Source organism: Herbaspirillum sp. meg3 (assembly GCF_002257565.1).
Lineage (GTDB): Bacteria > Pseudomonadota > Gammaproteobacteria > Burkholderiales > Burkholderiaceae_D > Herbaspirillum.
On the sequence record NZ_CP022736.1, the window covers coordinates 2,530,904 to 2,546,399 of the forward strand.

At 53.1% G+C, this 15,496-nt stretch carries 15 protein-coding genes; 7 read left to right on the plus strand and 8 right to left on the minus strand.

The genetic code is table 11. The features are described 5' to 3' along the window. The first annotated feature begins 77 nt into the window (after positions 1–77). Positions 78–1,082, plus strand: a complete 1,005-nt coding sequence (locus tag hmeg3_RS25045) for a potassium channel family protein (RefSeq protein WP_232511964.1) — start codon at positions 78–80, stop codon at positions 1,080–1,082. A 40-nt stretch (positions 1,083–1,122) separates the two neighbouring features. Here the strand turns inward: hmeg3_RS25045 and hmeg3_RS11450 are convergent, their stop codons facing one another. Next, complete coding sequence (locus hmeg3_RS11450) at positions 1,123–1,947, minus strand: universal stress protein (protein ID WP_094563830.1); 825 nt, start codon at positions 1,945–1,947, stop codon at positions 1,123–1,125. A gap of 375 nt (positions 1,948–2,322) precedes the next feature. On the opposite strand from hmeg3_RS11450, the gene hmeg3_RS11455 reads away from it, so the two are divergent. Beyond that, positions 2,323–2,745 carry a bacteriohemerythrin gene (locus hmeg3_RS11455; protein ID WP_094563831.1) on the plus strand — a complete coding sequence of 141 codons (423 nt, stop codon included), beginning with the start codon at positions 2,323–2,325 and terminating at the stop codon, positions 2,743–2,745. A 15-nt stretch (positions 2,746–2,760) separates the two neighbouring features. Further along, on the plus strand, positions 2,761–3,408 hold the full coding sequence (locus tag hmeg3_RS11460; RefSeq protein WP_157739255.1) for a hypothetical protein: 648 nt from the start codon (positions 2,761–2,763) through the stop codon (positions 3,406–3,408). Positions 3,409–3,487: 79 nt separating this feature from the next. Here hmeg3_RS11460 and hmeg3_RS11465 read toward each other — a convergent pair whose 3' ends face one another. The 3 genes from hmeg3_RS11465 to hmeg3_RS11475 all read right to left on the minus strand — a co-directional run bounded on the left by hmeg3_RS11465 (position 3,488) and on the right by hmeg3_RS11475 (position 5,506). Then, positions 3,488–3,943, minus strand: a complete 456-nt coding sequence (locus hmeg3_RS11465) for a universal stress protein (protein WP_094566278.1) — start codon at positions 3,941–3,943, stop codon at positions 3,488–3,490. A 180-nt stretch (positions 3,944–4,123) separates the two neighbouring features. Beyond that, positions 4,124–4,561, minus strand: a complete 438-nt coding sequence (locus hmeg3_RS11470; protein WP_157739256.1) for a universal stress protein — start codon at positions 4,559–4,561, stop codon at positions 4,124–4,126. Positions 4,562–4,642: 81 nt separating this feature from the next. Beyond that, entirely contained in the window at positions 4,643–5,506 is an 864-nt protein-coding gene (locus hmeg3_RS11475; protein ID WP_094563834.1) for a universal stress protein, read from the minus strand. 191 nt (positions 5,507–5,697) lie between these two features. Between hmeg3_RS11475 and hmeg3_RS11480 the strand changes: the two genes are divergently transcribed. From hmeg3_RS11480 to hmeg3_RS11490, 3 genes are all read left to right on the plus strand, one after another. Continuing rightward, complete coding sequence (locus hmeg3_RS11480; RefSeq protein ID WP_232511965.1) at positions 5,698–6,171, plus strand: universal stress protein; 474 nt, start codon at positions 5,698–5,700, stop codon at positions 6,169–6,171. A gap of 63 nt (positions 6,172–6,234) precedes the next feature. Further along, positions 6,235–6,888 carry a BON domain-containing protein gene (locus hmeg3_RS11485; RefSeq protein WP_094563835.1) on the plus strand — a complete coding sequence of 218 codons (654 nt, stop codon included), beginning with the start codon at positions 6,235–6,237 and terminating at the stop codon, positions 6,886–6,888. A gap of 71 nt (positions 6,889–6,959) precedes the next feature. After that, a complete protein-coding gene (locus hmeg3_RS11490) occupies positions 6,960–7,988 on the plus strand; it encodes a zinc-dependent alcohol dehydrogenase (RefSeq protein ID WP_094563836.1) in 1,029 nt (342 codons plus the stop codon). Positions 7,989–8,002: 14 nt separating this feature from the next. On the opposite strand, the gene fnr is transcribed toward hmeg3_RS11490, so the two are convergent. Next, positions 8,003–8,800 carry a fumarate/nitrate reduction transcriptional regulator Fnr gene (gene fnr / locus hmeg3_RS11495; RefSeq protein WP_094563837.1) on the minus strand — a complete coding sequence of 266 codons (798 nt, stop codon included), beginning with the start codon at positions 8,798–8,800 and terminating at the stop codon, positions 8,003–8,005. A 294-nt stretch (positions 8,801–9,094) separates the two neighbouring features. On the opposite strand from fnr, the gene hmeg3_RS11500 reads away from it, so the two are divergent. Next, positions 9,095–10,642 carry a GGDEF domain-containing protein gene (locus tag hmeg3_RS11500; RefSeq protein ID WP_094563838.1) on the plus strand — a complete coding sequence of 516 codons (1,548 nt, stop codon included), beginning with the start codon at positions 9,095–9,097 and terminating at the stop codon, positions 10,640–10,642. A gap of 94 nt (positions 10,643–10,736) precedes the next feature. Here hmeg3_RS11500 and hmeg3_RS11505 read toward each other — a convergent pair whose 3' ends face one another. The 3 genes from hmeg3_RS11505 to hmeg3_RS11515 form a co-directional block, all read right to left on the minus strand. Further along, complete coding sequence (locus hmeg3_RS11505; RefSeq protein WP_094563839.1) at positions 10,737–12,386, minus strand: PAS domain-containing methyl-accepting chemotaxis protein; 1,650 nt, start codon at positions 12,384–12,386, stop codon at positions 10,737–10,739. 82 nt (positions 12,387–12,468) lie between these two features. Further along, entirely contained in the window at positions 12,469–13,467 is a 999-nt protein-coding gene (locus tag hmeg3_RS11510) for a chemotaxis protein (RefSeq protein WP_094563840.1), read from the minus strand. Between the two features lie 101 nt (positions 13,468–13,568). Next, entirely contained in the window at positions 13,569–15,278 is a 1,710-nt protein-coding gene (locus hmeg3_RS11515) for a methyl-accepting chemotaxis protein (protein ID WP_094563841.1), read from the minus strand. Positions 15,279–15,496 lie beyond the last annotated feature (218 nt).

A 15,496-nucleotide genomic window follows, 5' to 3' on the forward strand; every position in this document is an offset into this window, starting at 1 on the left:
GTGTGGTTCTTGGCGTCGGCTCTTGATGTGGAGAGTGACAACCTACCAATTGGTATTTTTAGTGGGAACAAACTGCAGTGCAGCAACACAGCCCGGAACGGCGAGCTGGCATCAATTGTTCTGATACTACATGGATATGGCTTTTTTGCCACATAGGGAATTTCCTGATTGTCGTCAGGCTTGCATCCGATGCGCCACTCTACTGCAAGGAAAAACGAATCGATTTGAGCTATCTCAATTCACTGTACATCACAACCGAGCATAGTAGAAAAAACCATCTATTTATGGATCGCTACGAGGCCAATGTGTTGAATTCCAGATCGTATTTCTCTCTATCATCCCGGCCATTATTGATGGTCGCCTTGTTGCTGAGTATTCCTGCGTTCTATCTGGTGCTCAATAGCGACGCGCTGCCATATCGAGATACCGGACGATGGCTCTATGGTGTGGTGGCATTGCTTGCCGGTTTTGAATTGTGGCGGCACTACCGGGCTGAGCCTTTGAGCAAGAAACACCGGAGACTGGCTGCCGTAGACTTGCTGATCGTCTTTGGTGCTATTGCCAGTGCGTGGCCGTACGACTCGTCGTGGCATTTTATGGAGTGGTTATTCAGACTAGCCTATTGTGCCGTCGTGTTCTTACGACTGTCCCTGTTGGTGGCGCGTTATGTCGCGCCGCATAGACTGCTGCAGATCGGTGTCTTTGCCTTGTTTGTGTTGGCGATCGCCGGTGAAGGTTTTTTGTTGCTGGAGCCAAAAATCCATAGCTATGCGGACGGTGTCTGGTTGGCATTTCTGACTGTCGCGACACTGGGATATGGCGACCTGGTTCCCTCTGCACCTGGCTCCCGAGTCTTCGCCGTATTTATTGTTCTGTTGGGCTATGCCTTATTTTCTGTCTTCACCGCGAGTATTTCAGCAATTTTGGTGGGAGAAGATGAAAAGCGGCTCCGGCATGAGCTGCATATGGACACCCGGATGTTGCGCGCCGAGATTGCAGCTCTACGCAAGGAGCTCAGAGAAGGGCTGCTGCAAGACGGGCGACGCAGCAACGGCGACAGCGTTCGTCAGGAAGAGGCTTAGAACCGCCCAAGGTTCTAAGCCTCTTTTCTGAACCGCCGCATTAATGTGACAGGAGTACCGGTAGTGTCATCGTATTGAGAATCAGCGACGTCACACCACCAAGCAAAACTTCACGGAAACGTGAGTGGCCATATCCACCCATGACGAGCAGATCGGCTCCTTTATCAGCCGCCAGAGATAGCAGGGCGTTGCCGACATCAAGCTCGGTATTCTCTTCTTCGATCTCGATTTTTACCCCGTGACGCGCCAGGTATAGCCCGATGTCGGCCCCCGGTTGTTCGCCATGCGTGGCAAATCTTTGGGATTGGTTGAAGATTGCGAGGGTAACCTTCTTCGCGCGTTTGAGCATCGGCAATGCGTTAGCGATTGCATGTGTGGCTTCCATACTGCCGTCCCAGGCCACCAAGATGTTACTGCCGGTGTCGCTGAATTTACCCGCATAGGGAACTACCAGTACCGGTTTCGACGAGTTGAGCATGACGTATTCCGGCAGATCGGAAATGTCGACGGCATCGGGTTCACTGAGATCCATCTGGCTGACAACGACCAGATCGCTATAGCGCGCCTGCAGCGCAAGAGCACCTTGTGCATCATCTTCGCTGACACGGCGTTCGTAAGAATTCACGCCCATCTTCTTAACGGTTTCTTCGAATTGATCGAGGCTGTGCTGCGCACGTTGCCGGAGCGTATCGATTACCGATGTCACGAACACCATACCGTCCGGGTAGATAAAGCGTGAGATGCCGGTAACGGCCACCCCGATAAGATGCGCGTCGTGAGCGATCGCAATTTCCGCAGCGAGTTTGATGCGCTCGGCCGAACGGCGGGACTGGTCGACATAGACGAGGATAGTTTTGTATGACATGAGTTCACCTGGAGGTTGTCGGTCGGAGTGTGCAAGTTTCTGCACTGAGGAACACTGGCTCCAACATAGCATTCGAGGTCATGCCGGAGATTGACATACATCAAGCGCCTTAGCAGTTTATCGCGCGTCCACTGCCTGCTTTGACATCCTGCTATCCAGACTTGCAGCTTCTATTCATTTCTTATTCATGCAGCGAATTTTGATCCTTTTGACGTGGATCAAATAGAAAAAACAATGCCGTACTACAGTCGACCTATGCCGGGCGCACGCTTTTGCCGGAACGTGGTGGATTTTTCGGCCAGCCCTCAATGGCGGCCAATTCATAGCGTGACGTCACCGACATCGGGTCAGAAATAATGTGTGCAGGAGCAACAGATGAAAACACTTACATGGTCACCGCAGATGTCTTTAGGCATCGTTGAAATGGACAATGCCCACAAGGAATTGATTCAGGAGTTGACCAAGATCATGGCCGCGCCGGATCACGAATTTGTGCCGTGTTTGCTGCGCATCGTGGAGTTGCTGGAAACCGATTTTCGGGAAGAAGAGATGTTGATGGAAAAAATGAACTATCCCGCCTTGCGGGAGCATCGCGCAGAGCATGCGGATTTATTGAGTACCTTACATCACGTGGTTCCCAAGGCGATGAATGGTGAGTATGTATTGCCCCGGCAAGTACTTGGCATGCTGCCTCAGTGGTTTCTGAATCATTTGATAAGAATGGATGCCGAGCTGGTTAAAGCGCTTAATAAGTCCGGCGCGAAGCCGAGCACCCATGCACAGGTATCGATGCCGTAAAGGGGACATGCTGCATTGATCTTCCCGGATCGAAATTTTTTGTTTTTCAATCAGGTTGCCGTCAGTGAACCTGTAAGCCAAGGAGTTTTTATGTTCTCGTTTCCTTTGATGCAAAGTCCCGATGAAGTCAGGCGCATGTTCAATGCCGAGCTTCGTTTGTACAACACGGTAATCACGAATGCTGTCGACGTTGCATTCAGAATCGCTGATTTGAATCTGAGCGTTCTGAAGCAAAATGCCGCCGGCTGGTCAGAAAAGTCGGCCAAAATAGGACTGGCAGAAGGTAACACCATGCCACAATGGCTCGATGCGAATCATCTCAAAAAGGATTTTGAACACTTTGCGACCTATGGGCAGCAAGTCAGCAAGCTGATGCTGGACTTGCAAGGGGAGTTGGTAAAAGTCGCGCAGCAGCGTGCCTCACAGACGCTGAGCGCAAATGCGGCAACCGGCGCCAATCAGCAGTCTACGCAGTCCATCGTGCCAGCAAGCGGAGCTTCGGCCGTGGCGTTCATCCAGAACATGGTGGAGCAAGCGAGCAAGGGATACACACAATGGGCCGGCACGGCACTGAGTGCGATGGATGCGGTTGAAAGTGATGCAGCTCACGCCGATGGAGCAAAGAATGTGGCATTGGCGACAAAGACGCGTGCCCGAAAATAAGCCGCCAAGACATCTTCTATTTGGCGCTACGCCCGGCAGCATCGACTGAACTTTTCGTCGATGCTGTTTTTGCTGTTTCTTATGGTCCAGCTTCGTTTCTGACCAGCAAGACCGGCACAGGCGACGTTCGTGCGACCTGCTCAGCGTCGCTTCCCATGAGAAAACGGCGAACACCGCGACGGCCATGGGTTCCGATCACGATAATATCGGCCTTCCAGGTCATAGCCCGTTCAACGATGACGTCGGCAATCTGCGCACCCATCGCTTCCTGGATTTCGGTATCGACAGTTATTCCCGACTTTTCCATCTCGGCACGTATGCGGGTGAGCAATTCCTCCGCTTCCTTCAGTGCGAGAGGTCTGGTCGTCGAGGCGTACACATCCGGCTCTTCAAAACCGTTGCTCATTGTTGTCATGTCGAGGACATGCAGCAAGCGCACGCGCGCCTTGCAGAGAGAGGCCAACCGGCATGCCTCCTTGGCTGCGGATTCGGCGGTGTTGCTGCCGTCGATGGGGACGAGAATAGTCTGGTACATGATGAGCTCCTGGTGGAGTAAGTCCTTGGTCAGACTGCATAAAAGTGAGTGGATGTTGCCGGCAATCGCGGTGGTGCCAGGCTGGCGGCCATCCACTCTTCGTTGGTTGGCCCCACAGCCACAGATTCTTCCAGGAACTCATGACAGCTGTGAGTGATCGACCAAACAAAAAGAAGACAGCTAGCGATAAATGATCACCGGCACTTCGCTCTGAACAAGCACCTTGTTGGTCTGGTCACCAAGCAAAATCCGATTTACGCCGCTGCGGCCGTGCGAGGCCATGAATATCGAGTCGCAGGCATAGCGCGAAGCTGCTTCAACGATTGCCTTCCATGGATAAGGGCTTTCCACGGTATGTACCTGGCAAGCTATGCCGGCTGCGTCTGCCAGATCTTCAATGATCTGAACATAGTCTTTAGCCCCTTGCCGGATAGACTCCGACAGCAATGTGAAATCATTGCGCCGGCTGATCAAAGTGAAAGATTCGTAAGGAAGGGTCTTCGCGACCGATAAGCCAACCACTTCACTGCCATGATCCTTGGCGAACTCAATGGCAGCGCGTACTGCCCGATTTGACAGATCTGAACCATCTGTAGGAATTAAGATTTTTTTGAACATATGATCCTCTGCAAAAGGCATTCATCAACAGCATTAATAGGCGGCATTAATAATCGGTATCAGAGTGACTCTCCGTTGATGTCACCGCGACAACAATAGGGAAACCTGTGATTCGGCTATCACCACGCCCGTGGTTCCGCCCAATAGCGTGCTGCGCCAACGTGGATGCGCAACACATCCCATCACGATGAGGTCGGCATCCAGCTCACCGGCAAGCGCCAGTAGTGCATGTCCGACGTCGGGTGTTGCCGGGCGTCGAATGATGTTGATCGGTTTCGCCAACGCTGTGAGGCATTGCTTTATATCCTCTTCAAGAGCCGGGCCGTGGGTGCCGGGCGCAGTGCCGTCTCCGAAAATGACGGCGCTGACGACATCGACATCCTGGAGTATCGGAATGGCATTGCGCGTTGCTCTGGAGGCGACACTGCTGCTGTTCCAGGCGATCAGTGCGTGTCGCCAGAGAAACGGCTTTTCATTGATTACAAATACAGGCGCAGCTGCATTCAAGGCCACAAACTCGACAAAATCACTTTCTTCACGTCTTGCGGTGCGCCTTAATTCACTCTTGCCAAGAATGATCAGGTCAGCGGCATTGCCGTAGTGACTTAAAGCGCTGGCAGCGTCGTCGTCAACCTGTAACTGCTGAATGGTGGCAATGCCATTTACTCGTGCCAACATGGTGAAGCGCTCCAAGGCCTCGGTCATGTCCAGGCGCAGTTTTTCCCGATGGCCTTTTTGCTCTGGAGTGTGAGCAGAAGCCGGGGCATCTTCGACAATTGTCTCTCCGGAAAGACTGAGCAAACGTGACATGAACCGTGAAATTCCTGTGATGGCCAGTCCGATGACTGTCGTGCGTGCGCGAGAAGCCAGATGCGCGGCGAGCTTTATCCGTTGCTCCAGATCGGCCGCGTCGCTGACGTATATCAAGATTGATCTGTAATTCATGATTCGCCTCTCGCCAACAGGTTGATACAGGTTGATACCTCGCATTGGATGAGGAAATAGTAGTCGTCGGCACGAAAATAGAATTGACTTACATCAAGCGAAGTGCGCCAGAGCACCTCCATACGAAATTAATTTTCTGGTTATATCGATTTTGATCCAGGTCAAATGGCGTCCGGGCAGCGAGGCATAGGATGATCTTCGTCGAGTCTCTTTTGATTGGAGAAAAAATGCTAAAGAAGATATTGCTCGCGACGGACGGATCGGAGCTCTCTAAGAATGCAGTGCGGGCTGCGGTAGATTTCGCTGCATCGTATGGCAGCACGATCGTCGGTCTGGCGGTGTCCGAGATTTTTTCAAGCCTGATCATGCCGGAGATGGGGGCAGGGTACGACCTGAAGGGAATTGAAGACGAGATCTTCGAACAATCGAAGCTCAATGCTGAGTTCGTTGCGGAATGCGCGAAGAAGTCAGGTGTCGCATGTGAAGTGCATACCGTCAAAGGGACTCATCCCCATGAAGAAATCCTGCGATTTGCCACCGAATATGGTTGTGACGCCATCTTCATGGCTTCGCATGGGCGACACGGCCTGGATAAGCTGATATTGGGCAGCGAGGCCCAGAAGGTGCTGACCTTCAGCAAATTGCCGGTCCTCGTATTCAAATAAACGTATCGCACGCAGACAGCTTTGCCAACGCGAACCCTAACCAACAACGTAAGAGGTGTTTCTATGAAAACCGATTTTCAGATTAAAAAAGACGTCATCGACGAACTGGCATGGGAAGCAGCCGTGAACGACAACGAGATTGGTGTAGAGGTGCGTGACGGCGTCGTCACTCTGACGGGGAACCTTGACAGCTACGCAGAAAAATACGCCGCAGAGAAAGCCGTGCAGCGTGTCGCGGGTGTCAAGGGACTTGCCGTTGAAATTGATGTCGTTCTTCCAGGTTCCAGCAAACGCACCGATGCCGATATTGCCCGAACCGCAGCACATGGTTTGGAGTGGAATGCTCTGCTGCCAAAAGATCGGGTCAAGATCATGGTCGAGGATGGCTGGGTCACCTTGAGCGGCGAGGTGGATCATCAATATCAGCGCGTGGCTGCAGAAAGCTCCCTGCGCAGCTTGCTTGGCGTCGTTGGCATCAGCAACCAGATCTCCGTAAAAAACGTTGCAAGGCCTGTCGACATCAAAATGCATATCGAAGCGGCATTGCAACGCCGCGCCCATTCAGCGGTAAAAGCGATCGATGTTGTCGTGAGCGGTGATCAGATCACGCTCAACGGATCGGTTTCGTCATTGGCGGAGCGCCAGGCGGCGTTCGCGGCAGCACTCAGAACGCCAGGTGTGACGAAGGTGATCGACAAGCTTTCTGTCGGGATTTAAGTCTTCTTCTTTCGCCTATCTACGTTGATCTTCAGCGTCTTCTAATAGCGTATTTCATATTGAGTATCCCAATGAAAAACACGATGCAAGCAGCAGTGGTGGAGCAGTTCGGAAAACCACTCGTCATCAAGGAAATCTCTTTGCCTTCTCCCGGGCCGGGACAGATTCTGGTTAAAACGGAAGCGTGCGGGGTCTGTCATACGGATCTCCACGCTGCACGTGGAGACTGGCCGGTCAAGCCGTCCTTGCCTTTTGTTCCTGGGCACGAGGGTATCGGTGTCGTCGTGGCCGTTGGCGCCGGCGTGACTGAAGTGAATATGGGCGATCGTGTCGGTGTGCCATGGCTTTACTCTGCGTGCGGGCATTGTGAGCACTGTCTGGCGGCGTGGGAAACGGTATGCGGCGAGGCGGAGTTTGGTGGCTATACCAAGAATGGTGGTTTCGCAGAATACATCCTGGCCGATCCCAGATACGTGGCGCATATTCCTGCGGGACTGTCCGCAACGGCGGCGGCTCCCATCATTTGTGCAGGCGTCACATCCTATAAGGGCATCAAGGAGTGCAAGGCGCAGCCCGGCGAATGGCTTGCCGTTTCAGGAATCGGCGGTCTGGGCCACCTGGCGGTTCAATACGGCAAGGCGATGGGACTGCGCGTGTGCGCTATTGATATCGATGACGGCAAACTTGAACACGCCCGGCGCCTCGGAGCGGAAGCTGTCATCAATGCGCGTGTCGGCGACCCCGTTGCTCGATTGAGAGAAGTCACCGGAGGCGGGGCGCATGGTGTGTTGATCACTGCGCCATCCCTGGAGGCATTCCATCAAGGTGTTGCGATGACACGAAAGCGCGGAACTTGTGTGCTGGTTGGATTGCCTCCCGGCGAATTTCCGACGCCCTTGTTTGATGTCGTGGCCAACTGCATCACTATCCGAGGATCCTTCGTTGGTACGCGCAAAGATATGGCGGAAGCGCTCGCCTTTGCCGCCGCAGGCAAGGTCAAGGCAGATATCGAATTGCAGCCGCTGACATCAATTAATCATGTTTTCGAGCGGCTGGAACATGGTGACGTGCCGTCGCGCGTCGTATTGACTTTTGGTTGACGGCACCCTGCAGATCATTGCTTTGGATAGCAGACGGGAGTCGACACAAAAGTCTCACTCCCGGATGCCAGCTTGCCCATTGCGGACAAATTAAGTATTTCAACGTCGCGCTGACGCACTTGAATCAGTCCCTCTCTGCGCATTTTGGCAATCATGCGGCTGATGCTTTCTATCGTCAGTCCGAGATGGTTGCCAATATCTTCTCGCGTCATTCGCAGTTGGAAGCGCGTCGCAGAATATCCGCGCGTAGCGTAACTCATCGATAAATTGACAAGAAATGATGCGAAGCGCTGTTCGGCGCGCATATTGCCGAGCAGCATGATGATTCTTTGCTCGTTGGTGATTTCCTGGCTCAGGGCACGGTGGAAATGGTGCAGTAGCGTCGGCATCTGGGCAAACAGGTTCTCCAGGGATTCGAAGGGAATTTCGCATACCTCGCTATCCTCCAAAGCGACGGCATCGCATTGATAACGCTCGGTATTGATCGCATCCATGCCGAGCAATTCCCCGGTCATCTGGAAGCCGGTAATCTGACGATCGCCGGCAAGGTTTTGCTGATAACTCTTGAAATGGCCAACACGCACGGCATACAACGAGGTGAACGGATCTCCGATGCGATACAGAAAGCTGTCGCGGGCCACTTTGCGGCGGCCGATAATCTTGTCGAGGCGTTTTGTGTCGCAATCGTTCAGGCCGGTGGGCAAGCAGAGCTGGTGCATGCTGCATCCGGAACAGCTTCTGGCAGTAGTACTCGGCACGAAGATGGTGGAGGGAAGGTGACTTGAGGTAGCGGATTGCAATGGATAGTTCATAAGTTGCTCCGGCAAACGATCCGATTGGTTAAACAGCGAGTGTTTTGAGTCTAGGCGTCAATCGCCATCGTGTCGCCTCCTTCCTTGCATATACCTGTCCTGGATCAACTTATTTGCATCTGAAGGCACACTGGACCAGAGCATTCCGCGCTCATTTGGCAACAGTCTTCGAAAGAGACTCGCGTTCCGGCAAGATACTGCGACGGATTTTGATCTGTATCAGGATGCGGAGCATTGATTGCTCTACGATGGTGCCCAATACTCCTCAATCATCTCTTCCGTCGTGAATTGCCCATGCTCAGCAAAGAACTCCGTGCTGTCGTTGTTTCTGCAAAAATATTCGTCGTTCTGGTATGTGTCTTGCTGATGCTGCTGGTGACGTGGAATAACTGGCGCGCGCGAGCCACTCAGCTGGACGAGGCGCGCAGCACCACCACCAACATATCCCGTGCCTTGGCGCAACACGCTGAAGACACGTTCAAGGCCGCTGATACGGCACTCATCGGCATGTCGGAAAAACTGGAATATGACGGACGGGAACCTGCCGCGCTGCGGCGACTGGAGCGGTTTCTGGCGTTGCAGGTTTCCGAGCTGACGCAGCTGCATGCATTGTTCGTGATCGACAAAGAGGGTAACTGGATCGTCAACTCGGAAAAGATGGTCCGCGCAAATGTCAACAGCAAAGACCGCGCGTATTTTATCTATCATCAGACGCATGCAAATGGCTTGCCTCACATCGATAACCCGATTCAAAGTCGCGTGACCGGTGAATGGATTGTCACTATCTCGCGGCGGCTAAATAAACCGGATGGCAGTTTTGACGGTGTTGTCATGGCAGCCATCAAGTTGAATTATTTTGCAAACTTTTATGACAACTTCGGCATTGGTGATGCTGGAGCACTGCTGTTGGCATCAAACGACGGCAACATCCTGTTCAGGCGACCGCTTCGCAACGATTCGATCGGAAAAAGCCTTGAGAATGCCTCTATTTTTCGCGACTACGCCTCCAAGACTTCTTCAGGTGTAGCGCGAATCACTTCCGCGCAAGACGGTATTACACGTATTAACAGTTATCGGCATCTGAACCGGTATCCGCTTTTCGTTGCTGCCGCCTTGTCCGAGGACGAAGTCCTGGCCAATTGGAAGTCGGATGCCATCATGCATGGCGTGGGCTTGCTATTGCTGATTGCCTTTCTCGGTTATTTGGGAAATCGAATGATTGTCCAGATCCAATTGAGAGGGCAAGCTGAAAACGAAGCGATTGAAGCGAGAGTGCGAGTCGAGCATCTGAATCAAATGCTGCAAGGTCTGGCCATGCATGACGGATTGACCGGATTGGCGAACCGGCGTTGTTTCGACGACGAGATCGTCAAGGAGCTGCGTCGTGCGTCGCGTGATGGCGAACCGCTTGCCATCGTGATGATAGATGTCGATTACTTCAAAAAATACAATGATACCTACGGCCATGTTGCCGGCGACGATTGTCTGCGCCGCATCGCTGCCGCTGTCAAAGTTGCGGAACAGCGCCCCGGTGACTTGGTGGCGCGCTACGGAGGAGAAGAAATTGTAGTGATGCTGCCGCATTGCGATAAGCACAGCGCCACACTCATTGCATCCGACATTCTGAAAAACATCAGTGACCTGAGAATTGCGCATTCAGGCAATCCACCCGGCGTCGTGACCGCCAGCGCGGGCGTCGCCGTCCTGACGGAAGTTTCTTCAGCCGACACCGCAGAGAGTATTGTCGATATGGCGGATAAGGCTTTGTACCAGGCAAAGTCCACCGGCCGCAATCGTGTGTGCACGTATTTCGGTGGTGCATCCTCGTTGGCATTAGCGTAACGACGACAGGAGTCAATCCTGTCGCCATACATTACCGCGATTGTCCTGAGGGGTTTCTTGCTGATGGCGGCTCATAGTGCGGCCCTGTCAGAACTCAGGATCTTGCGATCCTCGCAATTTGGCTGGTTCGCGGGTGTACAACAGCAAGCGGTACAGACCTCGCAGGGCTTTGATTGGCCAGTTTAAAAATACTGACCGCCTGCGACAGTTTGACTGCCTGCTCTTCCAAGCTGGCAGCAGCAGCTGCTGCTTCCTCAACCAATGCTGCGTTTTGCTGAGTGACTTCATCCATCAGGGTGACGGCTTCGTTGACTTGTTGAATGCCATTGCTTTGTTCACCGGAAGCAGCCGAAATTTCTCCGATAATGCTGGTGACACGCTGTACGGAGGAGACGACGCCTTCCATCGTTGTTCCAGCCTGTGCTACCAGCGTTACACCGGCATCGACTTTTTGAACCGAAACGTTGATCAGGGTTTTGATCTCTTTGGCGGCAGCAGCCGATCGATGAGCCAGACTGCGCACTTCGGTGGCGACGACGGCAAATCCGCGGCCTTGCTCACCGGCGCGCGCCGCCTCGACAGCTGCGTTAAGAGCAAGGATGTTGGTCTGGAATGCGATGCTGTCAATGATTCCGATGATGTCGACAATGCGTTTTGCGGAGTCGCTGATTTCGCCCATGGTCGTAGTGACCTTATGCACCACTTCACCGCCGGCAATCGCGACTTCGGATGCCGTCGATGCGGACTTGTTGGCTTGCATGGCGTTTTCAGCATTCTGCCGCACTGTGGCAGCCAATTCCTCCATGCTGGCAGCCGTCTCTTCAAGACTGGATGCTTGTGCTTCCGTGCGACCGGACAAGTCCATGTTGCCCTTGGCGATTTCTTTCGTCGAGACCTGAATCGAATCTACGTTTGCGCGGACATCGCCGATGATGGCAACCAGGTTGACCGTCATTTGTTGCAGAGCGCGCAGTAACTGACCGGTATCGTCTTTGCGAGAAGAAGCGAATTTACTGGACAGATCGCCGCCGGCAATCGACCGGGCTACGTCTGTTGCCAGCTTCAGCGGCTGTGAAATCGACGTCAGCAGAGAATGCCAGAAGTACAGAATCACGACTGCGCCGCCCAGTGTTGCACCACCAATCCAGTAAGCACCGGTGTTGCCTTGCATTCCTGTGCGCAAATTGGCGCCGCCCAGTCCAAGGAGAAGCACGATCATGAAGCTCATGATGAGGCCGATGCGCAATGTCAGAGAGATGTCCCGCAAGTTCCGGACGCGTGCAAGTACGCCGGTGCTGACAACCTCGCCCTGACGGATGGCGTAACCCTTGGCCTTGCCGTCCTTGAACATCCGGTAAGCCTTGCCTGCCTCCGCAACCTGTTGAGAGGAGGGCTTGGTGCGCACCGACATGTACCCGACGGGTTTTCCGTTCTCGCGGATGGGGGTGACATTGGCCAGGACCCAGTAGTAATCGCCATTTTTACAGCGATTTTTGACCAGGCCAGTCCATGGGACGCCCAATTTAAGGGTCGCCCACATGTCGGCAAACGCCTCAACGGGCATGTCCGGATGCCGCACGATATTTTGTGGGGCACCGATCAGTTCGGCCTCGGTAAAGCCGCTTACTTCCAGGAAGTAAGGGTTGACGTACTGGATATTTCCTTGCAAGTCGGTTTTGGAAACAATCGACTCACCGTCTTTAAAGGGATGTTCGTTGTTGGTGACGGGCAGATTGGTACGCATTCAGTACTCCCTGTTCAAGTGGTGTTCGGATGGGGACTCGCTTTTGGTGATGTTTGTCTCGTTTGTGATTCAGCCGATGACGTCAGGCCGGAACAGCGTGCAAGTTGGTTGCAGGTACGGCGGCGGATTTTTGCAGGGCGGTTTTAATGGTCGCTGCCAGTTCCTCGACTGCAAACTTGGCAACATAGCCGTCCGCTCCGACGCTGCGTACGTGATCTTCATTTGCAGATCCGGACAGGGAAGAGTGGATGACGACCGGGATGCTTTTCAAGCGAGGATCGGCTTTCACGTTTCTGGTAAGCGTAAAGCCGTCCATCTCCGGCATTTCCAGATCGGTAAGAATCAAGGCAACCCGGTCGCCGATTGGCGTACCGGCCTGTTTTGATTCTGCGGCGATGGATTGCAGCTTTTCCCAGGCTTCCTTGCCGGTCTTTGTCATGATGTACGGCAGACCGAGTGTTTCCAGTCCGTGCTCAATGAGCGAGCGTGCCACTTTGGAGTCGTCTGCTGCAAGCACAACCGCCCCAGGCTTGATCATGGACTGCAGTGAGGTGACCTGCGTTTCGTTGAGTGCCTTTTGAATCGGCGATGTCATATGCAGAATCTGCTCCACGTCCAGCACTTGCACCAGATGTCCGCCTTCGCCTTCAGAGTCCAGGCGTGCGATGCTGGTGACGATGTCGCCACCGGCGCGGGATTCCGCAGACAGTACCTGGCTCCAGTCAAGGCGAACTATTTCTTCGACCGACTCGACCGCAAATGCTTGCGTGCTGCGTGCGTACTCGGTAATCAACAGAATATTGAGGCCGGTGCGCGGCGTGCAGCCGGCGACTGCAGGCAGATCGATGACTGAGATCACTTGACCGCGGATATTGACCATTCCCAGCACGGGTGACTGCGTTCCCGCTGCTTTGGTGATAGGCATCATCGGTACAATTTCCCGAATCTTGAATACATTGATACCGAACAGCTCGCCGGGAGTATCTTCCGTGCCGCCACCGAGGCGAAACAAAAGCAATTCGAATTTGTTGCTGCTGGTGAGATTCGTACGTTCGTCGATTTCTTTTTGAAATGCATCCATGGAAGCCTCAAGGTTATATGTGGCAGACGGGACTATGTGTCTGCTTTGCTTTGCTTTGCGTCGTCTGGTGTCCTATCGGCTTCGATCGGACGTGATTTGCTTTAAAACTGCTCCCAGGAGCCATGCATGTCATCGGTCGCGGTGGCAACTTGCTTTTGCGCCAACGATCGGATGTCTTTGCGTGGAAGCTGAGCTACACGAGGGGTAATGTCGATACTGCGATGGCTTTGATGCGGAGCAGTATTCAACATTAAGCCGTCGTTATGGCTCAGCTTGAACACGCCGACTGCAAGTGACAAGCGACCGGCCTGGTCTTGCAAAGACTGGGCTGCGGCAGCAGCTTCTTCGACCAGCGCGGCGTTCTGCTGAGTCACTTCGTCCATTTGTGCGATGGCTTGATTGATCTGCTCAAGGCCGCTGCTTTGTTCAACACTTGCCGCTGAAATTTCTCCCACAATGTCGGTCACACGTTTGACGCTGGCTACCACTTCATCCATCGTCGCACCGGCCTGAGCCACCAATTTACTGCCGTCGTCGACTTTGGAGACGGAGTTATCAATCAGGGTTTTGATTTCTTTGGCTGCGGCTGCCGAACGTTGCGCGAGATTGCGAACCTCTGAAGCAACAACTGCAAAACCACGACCTTGTTCGCCAGCACGGGCTGCTTCTACTGCGGCATTCAGGGCAAGGATGTTGGTCTGGAAGGCAATGCTGTCAATGACGCTGATGATGTCCACAATCTTGCGGGAGGACTCATTGATGGCATCCATCGTGCTGACCACTTTTCCGACAACATTGCCGCCCTGGACGGCAACCTCGGAAGCGGAGACTGCCAGCTGATTGGCCTGACGGGCGTTGTCTGCATTTTGTTTTACGGTCGACGTCAGTTCTTCCATGGCGGATGCGGTTTCTTCCAGCGAGCCTGCTTGTTCTTCGGTACGCGAAGACAGATCCAGGTTGCCGGCCGCGATTTCACCGGAGGCGGTATTGATGGTATCAGTACTGGTGCGCACTTCACCGACGATTTTGAGCAAATTGTCATTCATGGACTTGAGCGCCAGCATGAGTTCGCCTGTTTCGTCCTTGCTATGGGCTTCGATGTCCGCGGTCAAATCTCCGGCGGCGACTCTTTTCGCGACGCCGAGAGCTTCACCTAAGGGGCGCGAGACGATTTTTGCAATCCATACTGCAAGACACAACGAGAGCGCAATGGCTGCGATCAGGAATCCCGAGATTAATACCTTGGCGCTGGCGTACGTCTGGGCAGATAACTGATTCGACGCTGTCGCACCTTTTTCATTGACAATCACCAGCTTTTCCACCAAGTCCATCGCTTCGCGATATGAGGCGGTCGACACGCCGTTGAGCAAGACGAGAGCTTCGTCTTTCTTGCCGGTAGCGACTAATTTCATGATCTTCGGATGTTCGTCCACAAAAGTCTGAATTTGCTTTTCGGCCTGTGGATAGATGGCTTTCTCTTCTGGTTCCGAGATTTGCTCGGTATAGAGTTTTTGACTGCGAATGATAAGGGCAAGCTGATTGGTGGCATTTTTATCGGCTTCGGCAGCGCGTTCCGGAGTGAGCGCGGAAATATGTTGAAGCTCAAAGCTGCGTAAACGGGACAAGGTCAGTTTGAGATCGGCGAGCGTACGAATACTGGGTAGCCAATTAGATGCAATTTCGTTGGATGCCTGATTGACCTTATCAAGCTGCATCAATGCAAAGCCTCCCAATGCTGTAACAAGCAAGAGGATGGCTGAAAAAGACAAAATCAGTTTTTTGGCAATTTTCAGATCGTAGAACCATTTCATGTGAATCTCCCGAGGCCGACTATCGATGGAATATTGTCGAGTGGCGATGTGCATCACATGCTTGTTGCGCCAAATTCGACGCAACAATTATAACAATTTTATTGAATTAATTAAATATTTGTTTTATTTGTTTTATTTAATTGTTCAATTTCTCTCGATGTTGATCGTTCGTTTTCAGCCTGCTTAAGCAGCAGGAGAAGATTTTGACTCTGAAGGGC

Bases quoted from the DNA above. Each gene is read 5' to 3' on its own strand.
- hmeg3_RS11450 (WP_094563830.1), bottom strand. From the start codon at position 1,947: ATGTCATACAAAACTATCCTCGTCTATGTCGACCAGTCCCGCCGTTCG.
- hmeg3_RS11455 (WP_094563831.1), top strand. From the start codon at position 2,323: ATGAAAACACTTACATGGTCACCGCAGATGTCTTTAGGCATCGTTGAA.
- hmeg3_RS11465 (WP_094566278.1), bottom strand. From the start codon at position 3,943: ATGTACCAGACTATTCTCGTCCCCATCGACGGCAGCAACACCGCCGAA.
- hmeg3_RS11470 (WP_157739256.1), bottom strand. From the start codon at position 4,561: ATGTTCAAAAAAATCTTAATTCCTACAGATGGTTCAGATCTGTCAAAT.
- hmeg3_RS11475 (WP_094563834.1), bottom strand. From the start codon at position 5,506: ATGAATTACAGATCAATCTTGATATACGTCAGCGACGCGGCCGATCTG.
- hmeg3_RS11480 (WP_232511965.1), top strand. From the start codon at position 5,698: ATGATCTTCGTCGAGTCTCTTTTGATTGGAGAAAAAATGCTAAAGAAG.
- hmeg3_RS11485 (WP_094563835.1), top strand. From the start codon at position 6,235: ATGAAAACCGATTTTCAGATTAAAAAAGACGTCATCGACGAACTGGCA.
- hmeg3_RS11490 (WP_094563836.1), top strand. From the start codon at position 6,960: ATGAAAAACACGATGCAAGCAGCAGTGGTGGAGCAGTTCGGAAAACCA.
- fnr (WP_094563837.1), bottom strand. From the start codon at position 8,800: ATGAACTATCCATTGCAATCCGCTACCTCAAGTCACCTTCCCTCCACC.
- hmeg3_RS11500 (WP_094563838.1), top strand. From the start codon at position 9,095: ATGCTCAGCAAAGAACTCCGTGCTGTCGTTGTTTCTGCAAAAATATTC.
- hmeg3_RS11505 (WP_094563839.1), bottom strand. From the start codon at position 12,386: ATGCGTACCAATCTGCCCGTCACCAACAACGAACATCCCTTTAAAGAC.
- hmeg3_RS11510 (WP_094563840.1), bottom strand. From the start codon at position 13,467: ATGGATGCATTTCAAAAAGAAATCGACGAACGTACGAATCTCACCAGC.
- hmeg3_RS11515 (WP_094563841.1), bottom strand. From the start codon at position 15,278: ATGAAATGGTTCTACGATCTGAAAATTGCCAAAAAACTGATTTTGTCT.